The sequence below is a fragment of the Bacillus sp. SSR7 genome (assembly GCF_055902415.1).
Genome location: NZ_JBVVXV010000012.1, coordinates 34008 through 47593, shown reverse-complemented (window position 1 = coordinate 47593; position 13586 = coordinate 34008). Strand labels below are relative to the sequence as shown.

The window sequence follows — 13586 nt, the reverse complement described above, 5'->3', positions numbered from 1 at the left end:
CCTTTATCTGTTTCTACTTTCAGTTAATGAAAGGGACAGGTTCTATGTTCTAGACAAGTTCCCAATTTTAAGAAATTTACATAATAATACTCGTTAAGCATGGATTGGGTGGCAGATAATTCTGCCACCCAATCCATGCTTAACTCATTATTTAGTTTTAAATCGTAACATCACGTAAGCATTGAATAGCGCAGAAGCAACTTAAATCAACAGTAAGACAAGTGTTGGTCGATATTAATCTTGCATTTGGTACAGCCAAAAACGTACAGATTGGATCGTCACCAGGTGGCACAGGAGAAGTATCACCTAATACTACAGTTAATACACGCAATACAGCGCAATCATCATCATCTATACTCTCGACACGGAAAATTGGAGATTGGCAGCTAGAAAGGCTTGCAGATGGCGCGAATGCTTCAAATGGTGTTCCGGCTTTTGTGTATAAAATAAAAGGACGTGTATTTGCTACTGATGCGCTATTATGTGCTCCTAAAAATGGGACTTCACAACCAGATCCGCATGTTGTTGTTGCACATTCTTGTAGTTCATGTATAAAACGAACGACATTAGATACACAGTTGAAATCAAAATCATGTTGATGATCTTCGTTACAATTGCAGCTCATTATGTTCACTCCTTCTCGTGAGTTCTGACATACACTATTACAATATGAGTGGGATATGGTTGATATTACGTTAATTCTTATGATAAAAAGAGGGAATTTATATAGGAGGGATGTACATATTGCAATATAAAAAAAGACATCCTTATTTCGTGGATGTCTTTTCAGGTAAATCTTTTCGCACAGTATACAAAAAGCGAGATATATCTAATTTTTTTCCTCTAAAAAATTGCGGAGAGGAAATATACAATTCTTCTTTCGCACGTGTAATTGCGACATAAAGTAGTCGGCGTTCTTCTTCTAAAGCTTCAGAAGTCTCTGTAACACGATCATTTGCATCTTTTAAAGAAGAAGTATGAGGCAGAATACCATCGCTCGCCCCGAGTAAAAAGACACATGGAAATTCAAGGCCTTTTGCGTTATGAATAGACATAAGCGAAACAGCATCTTTTTGTGGCATTGTTTTTAATGCTTCCATTTCTTTTTGCCCTTGAATTGCTTCATCAATAAATTGTAAATAAGCTGGAATGTCGGTGAAACGAGTAGCAGACTCCATTAATTCTTCTAACATTTCTTCTTGTATATCTTTATGCATCGTAAAGGAAGAACGATCGTTACTTTGTAAGTACTCTAAATACTTTCCTTTACCATGAATAATTTCTTTTAATGCTTTTTTCGGTTCTAATTCTTTTATAAATTTAATAAAATCGATACGCTCATTTACCTTTTTCACTTGAAAAGGTTTTAAGCTCGGATTTAATAATAAGAAATGAAGAAGAGAAGGGAAACGACCTTCCCCATATTTCCATTGTTCACGTTCAATAAATGAAATACAATCATCACGTCCGATATACATCGTTGGCAATATGTTTGAAAGTGATTCTAATCGAAATGGTTCAATTACTAGTCGTAAATGATCCAATACAGGCTTAATTAACGAATGTTCATAAAATGACTGACTCGCACCGTGCTTAATAAATGGGATTTTATGAATGGTAAGCTGATCAAGTAACGAACGGCTTACAGAATGTGTACGATACAGCAAACAAAAATCTTTATAGCTTCGTTCACCGCTATCAACCTTTTCTTGAATGAGCTGCAAAATTTGATTTGCTTCATCAAGAGTTGTAGCCGGTCTTGCGTAAAAAGGTTGTACGCCTTCTTCACGAACAGAATATAGCTCTTTATCAAACCGTTCTTGATTTAGTTTGATCACTTCATTTCCAAGTCCGACGATAAAAGGATTGGATCGATAATTCGTATTAAGGGCGATAATTGTAGTGTTATCAAATTCTTTTGGAAAAGATAAAATAATTTGGTGACTTGCCCCTCGCCAACCGTATATCGCCTGATCGTCATCACCTGCGATAAATAAATTATTTCTTGGCGAAGCTAACAATTTTACAATTTCATATTGAGCATACGATGTATCTTGGAACTCATCTACTTCAATATAGTGGAAACGTTGTTGTAATTGGGTAAGCAAAGGAGCGTTATTTTCTAACATATAATATGTTTCTAATAAGATGTCATCGAAATCAATATAATTATATCGTTGTTTCACTTCTTCAAAACGCTCGTATACTTCTTTAAATTCTTGTTCAACGGGTGTTTTTGCTTTTACATCTTTCGGACGATTCAATTTGTTTTTCTCAAGTGAAATCATCGCGAGCATCGTTTCAGCATCATAATCGTCTTTTAAACGTAATTCTTTTAAAATTTTCTTTATCATAATTTGTTTATGTTTTTCGTTTGCTAAAATTTGTTGATTATATCCTTGACTACGAAGTAATTTTAAAAAGACAGAGTGGAACGTACCAGCAACAACGTAGCTACTTGCGGCATGATTCATACCTGGTAAATTCGCTACACGATTTCGGATTTCTTCAGCCGCTTTTTGTGTAAATGTAAGCAATAAAATATTTCGCGGATGAACTTGTTTCACATTTACTAAATAACCTACGCGAGTTGTTAAAACAGATGTTTTCCCGCTTCCGGCACCAGCTAATGTAAGAACAGGACCTTCTGTCGTTCGAACGGCCTCTAATTGTTTTTCGTTTAAAAATACATTTTGTTGTTCGAGAGCGCGGAAATACGCCGCATCTGCATCTTCTTCCATAATTAAATGGGTAGATGTTTTCGGAATATGATATGTTGCACGCGGAATATCAGCGTGCGTTAATGATTTTTGTGAAAATTTTTCTTGTGTCATACATTCACCTTCAAAACTATAGCATCAACATTTAACTTTAGCGGAAGAAAAAGAAAATAGCAATGTAAAAAACAGGAGGGGATACCTCCTGTTTTCAAATTACAATTCTTTTATCATAACGACGTGAGGAATATTTGCTTCCATGAATACATCAGAACTCGTTACATATCCAAGTTTCTTATAGAAATCTTCAGCATGTGTTTGAGCATGCAACTTCAATTTTTGTAGCGAGTTTTCCTTCGCATATGCTTCAAGTGCATCCATAACAATTTTTCCAATTCCTTTTTTACGATGGGAAGCTAGTACGCAAATGCGTTCCATTTTTCCAATCCCATCAATGGTGCGAAAACGCCCAGCACCAACGGGAACATCATTATCATATATAACGACGTGTATGGAAGTTTCTTCAAACTCATCATACTCTTCTTTGGCAGAAACTTGCTGTTCATTTACAAATACTTGCTTACGTACAGAGAATGCATCTCTTAGTTGTTCGTCCGTTTGTACGATCTGTGCATGCAAATTAGTTGTTCCCCTTTCCAAGGCGGAATGTTTCGTGTACAGTCCATGTTCCGTTTTCTAATTGATATAGAAGGTGGAAGCGGTCAATTGGTTGTTCATAATAGAAATCTTTCATACGTAATCGACCTAGTACATCAGCATGCTCTGCATCAGATAAGCCTTGTCCGATTGTTAAATGAGGTACGAAAGCGTATTCGCGTTCTTGTGTAAAGAACCCGCTGTGCATTTCCTCATTTAAGAAAGTAAGTTCTGGTGTTTTTTCTACTTTAAAATAAAGAACATTATTAACAGGTGCGAATGAACCAACTTTTCCAACGTGAAGGGTAAAAGGGTTCGTTTTACTTGCGATTGTATGTAACTCGTTTACAATCGATTCTAATTGTTCGTCTTGCGTCTCAAAGGGTGTTTTCAATGTAATATGTGGCGGAACTAATGCGTAGTGTGGATCATAACGTTTACGCAATCCGTTCGCTTTATCTTGAATCATTTTAGATGGAAAAATTACAATGCCTAATTTCATGTTCCAATTCCTCCCTTTGTAAGTCTAGTTAGATTTTGAGAAAATAACTCTCTTAATCTATTATATCAAATTATTCTGAATACTGCTCTCTATTATTTCATTGATAGCATATGAGATAAAGCTTTCGGTAAATCAGTTTGCCAATATTTCCACGTATGATTACCTTCAAACTCCTCGTAATGCGTGATGAAATTTCTATCTGTCAGAAGCGTATTCAGTTCACGGTTCGGCCCTACGAAATCAGATACTTGTCCATCAGTACGCTTTACAGCCGTTTCTTCTGTCCCAATAACGTGATAAAGCTCTAGCGCCTCCGGATTTTTGAAGTCTTTTGCTAAGTTCATTACTGTTTCATCCACAAATGGTGATTGCATAACGACTTTACCGAATGTATGCGGATACATCAGTGCGGTCATAAAGGAAACCGTTCCGCCAAGTGAATCACCAATTAACACACGACCTTTTCCCATTTGGTACGTTGGATAATTTTCATCGATATATGGCGCAAGTTCATGAGCAAGGAAACGAATATAAGCAGCGTTTTTAACTTCGCTTGGGAAATATTTTTCTTTACGATCGTGTACATTTTTATATGGAATACCGACAATAATTGTACGGTCAATTTCTTCAGTTTCACGAAGGCGCTCAATTACACGGTGTGCTTTACCAAGCTGAAAATAATCTCTGCCATCTTGTGCAATGACTACTGTATGTTTGTGCAGCGGTGTGTAATTTACTGGTAAGTAAACGAGAAGTGTAACATCTTCTTGAAGTGATGCACTATAAAATGAAATCTCTTCAATTCTCCCAATTGTTTGATTCATGTAGATCCCCCTAAATAAAAATTTACTGTAATGATTGTAAGAGCGACGCTTGTAGTGAAAAAGAAAGAAATATTCACTAATAGGTGCTTTCGTTTCTATTTTACCATAATGGTACGAAGAATCTAAAAAATTAGTATTTAAGTTAGGGAAGAAAACGGATATAATGAAGTGGGATTTTTGACAGGTGAGAGGGGAGACGGAATTTGAAACAAGAAAGATCAATCGCGCTACCATTAGCTATTTCCATTATAGCCATTTCATTCGCAGCAGTTTTTGTAAAGATGTCCTCGGCACCATCTTCCATATTAAGTATGTATCGATTATGGATTATCGTACTTCTTATGCTGCCTATTGTTTGGAAAAAACGGGAAGAGTTTAGTAAGATTCAAATAAAAGATTGGGGATTTTTAATCGGATCTGGTTTCTTTTTAGCACTTCATTTTCTTTTATGGTTTGAATCTTTAAAGCATACAACAGTTGCGAGTTCGACAATTATTTTAGCGCTTCAACCAATCGTATCTTTAGTTGGAGGTTTTTTCTTATTTAAAGAAAGAACAACATACTCAGCCATTGCGACAATGGGAATTGCGATATTAGGTGTAGTGTGTATTGGTTGGGGAGATTTAGGACTAAGTGAACAAGCAATTTATGGCGATATATTATCCTTTTTAAGTGTAATAGCAGTTGTCGGTTATTTATTTATCGGCCAAACGACAGTAAAGAAAGTATCACACTGGATTTACAGCTTTACCGTTTTTGCATTCGCAGGTATTTTTATGGGGATTTATAATATAGTGTTGCAAGTGCCTTTTACGGGTTATACAAAGTGGGATTGGACCGTTTTTCTTTTACTTGCGGTCGTGCCGACAGTGTCACACGTCATTAATAATTGGTTATTAAACTACGTAAATGCAACAACAATTTCGATGAGTATTTTAGGAGAACCCGTTGGAGCATCTATACTAGCGTTCTTCTTACTCGGTGAAAGACTAAATGCTATGCAAATGATCGGTAGCATGCTCGTATTGTTTGGTGTATCTGTTTTCTTACTACAGCAACAAAAACGAACAGCAAAAAATGTAGTAAATGAGCCGGCTTATACACAGGAATTATAATGTTAGAGGGGAAAAGAGAAGTTGTAATACTTCTCTTTTTGTTTTACAGAAATATAGGGGAGGAAGGGGGAGGGAAATGGAAGAAATATTAAAGAAGTATATGCAGAACCTTACAACACTAAGTGAAGAAGAGCAGCACATGATTCTCAGTGAATTACAAATTGGAGAATATAAAAAAGGAACAGTGCTCTTAAGGCAAGGAGATGTCCCTTCGAAATGTTATTTTGTATTACAGGGATGTATTAGGCAACATTGTATAGATGAAACAGGGAAAGAGGTTACATCAAATTTCTATACAGAAGAACAAGCAATCGTAAATTTTAATCACCATAAACAAGATAAAGCATCCCCGCATACGTTAACGTGTTTAGAAGATTGTCTAGTTGTAGTTGGCGACCTGCACAGTGAAAAGGACATGTATAAGAAATATTCACAATTAGAAGAAATGACACGCCAAATGATTGAATACAATTTCGGTGAGGTACAAGAAGAACTTTCATTATTCATTGCATCGACACCAGAAGAGCGTTACAAATCATTATTACAAAAACGACCGCATTTAATCAATCGTGTTCCTCAATATCAATTGGCAAGTTATCTAGGTATTACGCCAGAATCATTAAGCAGAATTAAGAAACGACTCAAACAGTAGTGTTTTTTCCACCTTTAATCAATAGCCATATACTAAATCCGAGTTCACCTGCGATCATCGGTAGTTGAAAGACAACATTAAGAATGGAAATCATCGCATCATATTGTGAAAACATTGTATTTATGACGTGAATTACGATATAACCGATAGAAGCCAAGAATAGTAGTATACTAATACATTTCGGTATATGTTTACATAGAAAAGCTACATAACCTAAAACGAAAAGATGTAAGCCGAAAATGATTAACCCTACAGACCAAATGTATTCGAATGCACTGAGAGACAACATCACATATGTTTCTGGATTCGCAATCATACTTTTTGAAAGTAGCAATGCCAATATTAAATTGAATATGGCGATTCCAAGTATTGCTGTATACATAAGACGAAGCAAGGCAGCTAGTAATGAGAGGCTAGTATGAATTGGTTTTAGAAAGAAATAAAGAGCCCACGCGGCGACAATATCAGTAATGAAAATGATAATCCAACCGAAGATTTCCGCTTTGAAAAGTGAATTTGAAGTTTGGATATTATGGAATGTCACGCTCGCGTTTTCTTGTACAACGAGATTTCCATGAACAAAACCGTAAGAAAAAAATGCAATGAATGCCATAACAAGAAGAGAAGAGCCAGCAAGTAATGCATACTTTCGTTCAGTCATAATACGTCCTCCTATCCTAATGGTGTTTTCATTGTAATAGAGAAGAAGAGGAGGTTCATTGACTTAAATCAAGAGAGGAGAAGTTTAGTGGAATTTCCATCAAAAAAAGATGTATGGTTATATCCGATTTTTTTCGTTGTCATTGGAGCCTGTTTTGCTCCAATATTTGCAGGAAGAGAATATTTTCTTTTATTTTTCACAATCCCATTGGCCATCTTATTTATGTGGAGTTGGTTTTCAACAAAATATATCGTCGGAGAAGAAAGAATTACTATTAAATCGGGTTTCGTTAAAAAGCGCATATTTATACGAGATATAAAACGAATTTCAAATACGAAAAATCCAGTAGCAGCCTATGCCTTATCGTTTGATCGACTTGAAATTGTTTACGGTGCACATCAAACAGAAATTATTTCTCCTAAAGATAAAGAGCAATTCATCAATCTCGTTACAAGTAAAAATTCACACATTGAAACAAAGTAAAAGAGTGGCTACGAAGCCACTCTTTTACTTTGGATTTGTCATATAAGGTTGTACATGAATCATACATAGGTCACGGAACTTTCCTTCAGCAGTTGTAACAATTACGACTGCTCTACCTGCACTTTTTCCAGTAATCGTTACCGTGTCTCCTTTTGGATACAGTGTGATAACATCAGCATTCATATTTGTCCAAATAAGTTCTTTATTCGTTGCTTGCACTGGCAAAACAGAAGCTGATAGCTCAGTGCTTTGTCCCGTTCTTACTTTTAACTTGTTTTTTTCCATATGAACACCAATGACTGAAATAACAGAAGGAGCAATTGAAATTTTAGGTGGATTAGGTTGTATGTTCAAACAAGACGCAGAAGTATTTGTGATAGGTGAAAATTTTCGTGTTTGTTGTTGCTGGAAAGCTGCTAACATGTTGGAGTCCCCTTTCTGTATAAGTGCTGATAGTACTACTATAAAGGAGTAGTGTTACGTTTAATTTAATGAAACATAAAGAAATTGTTAAATTCGAGCAGAAGATTGTCGAACTTTGATATAAAGAAAGCTCTGCTGATACAATAACAGCAGAGCTTTTCCTTTATAGATTATGATTATGTTGTTTTTCGAAATTCTCAAATTGCTCTTCAATTTCTTTTGAAGGTTGTGTTAGTAAACTAACAATTACGATTACTAGTAAACTAATAGTGAAACCAGGAATCATTTCATATAAGAATTCTTTTAAGAATTTGAATTGAGTCCAAATAATGACTGTAGCGGCACCAGAAATCATACCAGCAAGTGCGCCCCACTTCGTCATGCGTTTCCAATATAAGCTTAATAAAATAGCAGGTCCGAATGAAGAACCAAATCCAGCCCAAGCGTATCCAACAAGAGCTAAAATCGTATCATTTTGTTTAAACGCTAAAGCGCACCCAACTAATGCAATAACAAGTACAGCCATACGACCGACAAATACAAGTTCTTTATCAGAAGCAGAACGTTTAAAGAATGTACGATATAAATCTTCTGTTATAGCACTAGAAGTAACGAGTAACTGAGATGAGATTGTACTCATAATCGCTGCTAAAATCGCTGCTAATAAAAATCCAGTAATAAGTGGGTGGAATAAAATTTTTCCTAGTTCAAGGAAAATTGTTTCTGGGTTAGATAATGTTAACTCTTGTTGTGAGTAGTAAGCAATACCGATAAGGCCAGTAAACATAGCTCCGACAACAGAGAAAATCATCCAGCTCATACCAATTCTTCGTGCGCTTTTAATTTCTTTTACAGAGGAAATCGCCATAAAGCGTACGATAATATGAGGTTGTCCAACATAACCAAGGCCCCATGCAAATAAAGAAATAATCCCTAAAGTAGAGGCACCTTTAAAAATATCTAAACGTGTTGGATCTACAGAACGAATTGTATCAAATGCAGGTCCAAGTCCGTTCGAATTCATAATTGTTACGATAGGAACAAGAATAAGAGCAACTACCATAATGATTCCTTGCACGAAGTCTGTCCAACTTACTGCTAAGAAACCACCAAATAATGTGTAAGCGACAACAACACCAGCTACAATGAATAATCCAACATGGTAGTTCATACCAAATGAATTTTCAAATAATACAGCGCCTGAAACTAATCCTGAAGCTACATAAAAAGTAAAGAAAATCATAATAACAAGTCCGGATACTAAGCGTAGCATGTGAGATTTGTCGTGGAAACGGTGTTCCAAAAATTCTGGGATAGTAATAGAGTTGTTTGCAATTTCAGAGTAGGTACGTAAGCGAGGAGCGACATATAGCCAGTTTGCGTATGCGCCTAGTGTCAGGCCGATCGCAATCCAACTACTACTTAATCCAACGCTAAACATTGCACCGGGTAATCCCATTAAAAGCCAACCACTCATATCGGATGCTCCAGCACTTAATGCTGTTACTGCGGGGCCTAGTGTACGCCCGCCAAGCATATAATCTGTTAAGTTGGACGTTCGTTTGTAGGCGAAATAGCCAATTACTAACATCCCGAGCATGTAAATAGAGATAGAAGTTAAAGTTAACATCTGCGTACTCATGTAGTTCCCCTTCCTTTTGTCATGTCTTTTGATGCGTTATGCATATTTATAATCTATCATGATTATTCTGAAAAATCCATACAGAAATATGAATTTTCAGAAATGTAAGCGTTTTTTGATGTTATTTTACTTTTTTAATATATAATATTCATACAAAAAAACCTTATTTTTAATAGAGTATTTATTATATTTACATAAAAAGCGGTTGTTTTGTCAATATAATATTGAAAGGAAAGAAAAATAAAATTTTTAAAAAAGTATTGACTTGTGAAAAAAGTCAGGTCTATAATGAGTGCAACTTAAAAAAATGCAAGCGTTGATGAAGAAGAGTACACATGATGAACATGTCAGAGAGCTGATGGTTGGTGCGAATCAGTATGGAATTGATGTGGAATGGGCTTCGGAGCTTCCAAACCGAAACGAAAGAAGTAGGCTTTGGCGACATGATCTCATCGATACAAGAGACACGTATTGTTTTTGATACGGTAAAGTGCGTTACATTCGTAACGAATTAAGGTGGCACCACGGGAGTACCCGTCCTTTTTATAGGATGAGTACTCCCTTTTTGTGTATAAAAAATTAAATAAATGAAATCGTTGAAGTAAGAAGAGTACGTATATTGGAGACGTTACAGAGAGCCGGGGATAGGTGGGAACCCGGTGCGGTGTCATATACGGAATGGGCTTACGAGAGGTATGCTGAACAATTATTTTCAGTAGGCAACCCGGGTTCCGCCGTTACAAGGATAAGGTATATATTTTGTACCTGAACAAAGCGGGATGCTTTTGCATCCAACACGAGGTGGTACCGCGGTATATTTATCGTCCTCTACATATTTTCGATATGTAGGGGACTTTTTTATTTTTCAGGGCGAGGTGAAGGACATGATGACGAAAGAAGAATTTATAAAACAAAAAAGAGAGAGAAAGACATTTTTAGTAATCGCTGAAGAAGAAGGAGATAGCATTACGCCAATTTCTTTATATAGACGTATGAAAGGGAAGAAGAAATTCTTATTAGAAAGTTCACAGCTTCATCAAGATAAAGGGCGTTATTCTTACTTAGGATGTAATCCTTATGGAGAAGTGAAAAGCGTTGGTACGGAAGTGGAACGAACGATTTTCGGTCAAACAGAAAAGTTACAAGGTAACGTACTACAAGTGTTAGAAGAAGTGATTGCGTCAGCTCAAGTAGACAGTCCATTTCCTTTTTGCGGAGGAGCAGTTGGTTATATTGGCTATGACGTTATTCGGCAATATGAAAACATTGGAACAGATTTACACGATCCATTGAATATTCCAGAGGTACACCTTTTACTGTACCGTGAGTTTATCGTGTATGACCACTTACGTCAAAAGTTGTCGTTTGTATATGTATGTAGGGAAGATGATTCAGCAGATTATGAAGAAGTATACGAAAGGCTGCGAGTATACAAAGAGGAAGTGCTACAGGGAGAAGAAGCGGAAGTAACTGAAATAAGATCAACATTATCATTCACTTCTTCTATAACGGAAAAAGAATTTTGCGTTATGGTAGAAACGGCGAAAGAATACATCGGGGCTGGGGACATATTCCAAGTCGTATTATCCCAGCGTTTACAAAGTGAATGTATTGGTGATCCATTCGCGTTATACCGAAAACTACGAATTGCCAATCCATCACCATATATGTTCTATATCGAGTTTCAAGATTATGTTGTACTCGGTTCTTCGCCAGAAAGTTTGCTATCGGTAAGAGAGGATAAAGTGATGACAAATCCAATTGCTGGTACGAGGCCGAGAGGGAAGACAAAGCAGGAAGATACGGAAATTGAAAAAGAGCTGTTAGAAAATGAGAAAGAACGAGCAGAGCATATGATGCTTGTAGATCTTGGGCGAAATGATATTGGTAGAGTGAGTGAAATCGGCTCGGTTACGATAGATAAATATATGAAAGTAGAAAAATACTCTCACGTTATGCACATTGTATCTGAAGTTTACGGAATATTGCGAAAACAAATGGGCGGATTTGATGCATTAGCGTACTGTTTACCAGCGGGGACGGTATCAGGTGCTCCGAAAATTAGAGCGATGGAAATTATAAATGAGCTAGAGAATGAAAAAAGAAATGTATACGCCGGTGCAGTTGGATACGTTAGTTTTTCAGGAAATCTTGATATGGCGCTCGCCATTCGAACGATGGTTGTGAAAGATGAGAAAGCATACGTTCAGGCAGGAGCGGGTATTGTCTACGATTCAGACCCAGTTGATGAATATGAAGAAACGTTAAATAAAGCGAGAGCGCTTTTGGAGGTAATGAAATGATTGTACTGATTGATAATTACGATTCATTCACATATAACTTGTATCAACTGTTAGGTGAATACGAAGAGGATATTGTTGTCGTAAGAAATGATCAAATAACGATAGAACAATTAGAAGAAATGAAGCCGAAAGGAATTGTGCTTTCACCAGGACCAGGAAAACCAGAGGATGCTGGCATTTGTATTGAAGTGATTCGTCATTTTTATAAGAACGTTCCCATATTAGGTATTTGTCTTGGACATCAAGCAATTATATCAGCATTTGGAGGAGATATTGTAAGAGCAGAGCGCATTAAACACGGAAAAACATCCCGTGTGAAACATAACGGAACGTCAATCTTTTCATACGTGACACAGCCGCTAACAGCGATGCGCTACCATTCTCTTGTTGCAGAGCAAACGAGCTTGCCAGAGTGTTTTGACATATTAGCGACAGCGATGGAAGACGGAGAAATAATGGCAGTCCGTCACAATTATTATCCGCTCTTCGGATTACAGTTTCATCCGGAATCAATCGCGACAGAAGAAGGCGGAAAGTTAATATGTGCCTTTTTAGGCGAAGTGAAAGAGGAGGAAAGAGTATGAATAACTATCTTCGTAAATTAGTGGAGGGACAACATTTAACAGAAGAGGAAATGTATAAAGCAGGGCTTCTTTTATTAAATGAAAACATATTGGAAAGTGAAATTGCAGCTTTCTTAGTCTTACTGAAAGCGAAAGGTGAAACTGCAGAAGAAATATACGGTCTCGTCCGAGCTCTTCGTGAAAAGGCATTACCGTTTTCGAATCATATAAAAGGAGCGATGGACAATTGCGGGACAGGTGGTGACGGTGCCCAAACGTTTAATATTAGTACAACATCGGCATTTGTACTGGCAGGAGCTGGTGTAAAGGTTGCAAAACATGGTAACCGTGCTGTTTCTAGTAAAACAGGAAGTGCAGATTTATTAGAAGAACTCGGTGTAAATATTAGCAGTACGCCAAACGAAATTGATTATTTATTAGAGCATGTCGGCATTGCATTTTTATTCGCACCAGCGATGCATCCAGCATTAAGGCGCATTATGAAAATAAGAAAAGAATTAAATGTGCCGACGATCTTTAATTTAATTGGTCCTTTAACGAATCCGGTGAATTTAGAAACACAATTTGTCGGCATTTATAAACGAGACATGTTACTACCAGTTGCGCAAGTATTACAGAAACTAGGAAGAAAACAAGCACTTGTCGTAAATGGAAGTGGATTTTTAGATGAAGCATCATTGCAAGGAGAAAATCGTGTTGTCATTTTAAAAGATAATGAAATAGTAGAAACGAGTATTGAACCTGAGAAATATGGTTTCTCAATAGTGAAAAATGAAGAGATTAGAGGCGGAAATTCGAAAGAAAATGCAAAGATTACGCTCGGCGTATTAAGTGGAGAAAAGAGTGTCTATCGCGATACTGTTTTATTAAATGCAGGCCTAGCCCTTTTCGCAAATGGAAAAGCAGAAACGATTGAAGAAGGAATTACACTAGCGGCACATAGTATTGACTCAGGAAAAGCATTAGCCAAACTAAACTTATTAATTGCAGCAAGTAACGAAAAATTAGAAAGGGTGAATTAAA

Annotated in this window: 14 protein-coding genes and 2 other annotated features; of the genes, 6 read left to right on the top strand and 8 right to left on the bottom strand. The window is 36.6% G+C overall.

What is annotated here, in order from left to right:
- Window positions 1–157 precede the first annotated feature (157 nt).
- The 5 genes from cotY to AC0NJG_RS19460 form a co-directional block, all read right to left on the bottom strand.
- Window positions 158–625 (bottom strand): spore coat protein CotY, encoded by a 468-nt coding sequence (cotY, locus tag AC0NJG_RS19480; protein WP_001277715.1) that lies wholly within the window; start codon window positions 623–625, stop codon window positions 158–160.
- Window positions 626–767: 142 nt separating this feature from the next.
- Window positions 768–2834, bottom strand: a complete 2067-nt coding sequence (locus tag AC0NJG_RS19475; RefSeq protein WP_087951686.1) for an ATP-dependent helicase — start codon at window positions 2832–2834, stop codon at window positions 768–770.
- Between the two features lie 99 nt (window positions 2835–2933).
- The gene (locus AC0NJG_RS19470) at window positions 2934–3356 is read right to left on the bottom strand and encodes a GNAT family N-acetyltransferase (protein ID WP_087951687.1); all 423 of its coding nucleotides are present in this window, start codon (window positions 3354–3356) and stop codon (window positions 2934–2936) included.
- Window position 3357: 1 nt separating this feature from the next.
- Window positions 3358–3876, bottom strand: coding sequence for a YjcG family protein (locus tag AC0NJG_RS19465; protein ID WP_000765878.1), 519 nt, complete (start codon window positions 3874–3876; stop codon window positions 3358–3360).
- A 92-nt stretch (window positions 3877–3968) separates the two neighbouring features.
- Window positions 3969–4700, bottom strand: a complete 732-nt coding sequence (locus AC0NJG_RS19460; RefSeq protein WP_087951688.1) for an alpha/beta hydrolase — start codon at window positions 4698–4700, stop codon at window positions 3969–3971.
- Between the two features lie 203 nt (window positions 4701–4903).
- Here AC0NJG_RS19460 and AC0NJG_RS19455 point away from each other — a divergent pair, with 203 nt between their 5' ends.
- Entirely contained in the window at window positions 4904–5815 is a 912-nt protein-coding gene (locus tag AC0NJG_RS19455) for a DMT family transporter (RefSeq protein ID WP_087951689.1), read from the top strand.
- A 76-nt stretch (window positions 5816–5891) separates the two neighbouring features.
- On the top strand, window positions 5892–6467 hold the full coding sequence (locus AC0NJG_RS19450; RefSeq protein ID WP_087951690.1) for a Crp/Fnr family transcriptional regulator: 576 nt from the start codon (window positions 5892–5894) through the stop codon (window positions 6465–6467).
- Here AC0NJG_RS19450 and AC0NJG_RS19445 read toward each other — a convergent pair.
- The gene (locus tag AC0NJG_RS19445; protein ID WP_087951691.1) at window positions 6457–7128 is read right to left on the bottom strand and encodes a DUF4386 domain-containing protein; all 672 of its coding nucleotides are present in this window, start codon (window positions 7126–7128) and stop codon (window positions 6457–6459) included. The genes AC0NJG_RS19450 and AC0NJG_RS19445 overlap by 11 nt on opposite strands.
- 87 nt (window positions 7129–7215) lie before the next feature.
- Here AC0NJG_RS19445 and AC0NJG_RS19440 point away from each other — a divergent pair, with 87 nt between their 5' ends.
- A complete protein-coding gene (locus AC0NJG_RS19440; protein WP_087951692.1) occupies window positions 7216–7611 on the top strand; it encodes a PH domain-containing protein in 396 nt (131 codons plus the stop codon).
- Window positions 7612–7635: 24 nt separating this feature from the next.
- Here the strand turns inward: AC0NJG_RS19440 and AC0NJG_RS19435 are convergent, their stop codons facing one another.
- Entirely contained in the window at window positions 7636–8034 is a 399-nt protein-coding gene (locus AC0NJG_RS19435; RefSeq protein ID WP_087951693.1) for an Ig-like domain-containing protein, read from the bottom strand.
- 163 nt (window positions 8035–8197) lie between these two features.
- On the bottom strand, window positions 8198–9676 hold the full coding sequence (gene putP / locus AC0NJG_RS19430; RefSeq protein ID WP_087951694.1) for a sodium/proline symporter PutP: 1479 nt from the start codon (window positions 9674–9676) through the stop codon (window positions 8198–8200).
- Between the two features lie 307 nt (window positions 9677–9983).
- Window positions 9984–10221 (top strand) — a binding site (T-box leader).
- Window positions 10222–10263: 42 nt separating this feature from the next.
- Window positions 10264–10508 (top strand) — a binding site (T-box leader).
- Between the two features lie 52 nt (window positions 10509–10560).
- Between putP and trpE the strand changes: the two genes are divergently transcribed.
- Genes trpE through trpD form a run of 3 tightly spaced genes read left to right on the top strand, consistent with a single transcriptional unit; the run spans window position 10561 to window position 13585 of the window.
- Window positions 10561–11979 (top strand): anthranilate synthase component I, encoded by a 1419-nt coding sequence (trpE, locus tag AC0NJG_RS19425; protein ID WP_474063318.1) that lies wholly within the window; start codon window positions 10561–10563, stop codon window positions 11977–11979.
- Complete coding sequence (locus AC0NJG_RS19420) at window positions 11976–12563, top strand: anthranilate synthase component II (RefSeq protein ID WP_087994561.1); 588 nt, start codon at window positions 11976–11978, stop codon at window positions 12561–12563. Before trpE ends, AC0NJG_RS19420 begins: the two co-directional genes overlap by 4 nt.
- Window positions 12560–13585 (top strand): anthranilate phosphoribosyltransferase, encoded by a 1026-nt coding sequence (gene trpD / locus AC0NJG_RS19415; protein WP_087994560.1) that lies wholly within the window; start codon window positions 12560–12562, stop codon window positions 13583–13585. Before AC0NJG_RS19420 ends, trpD begins: the two co-directional genes overlap by 4 nt.
- Window position 13586 lies beyond the last annotated feature (1 nt).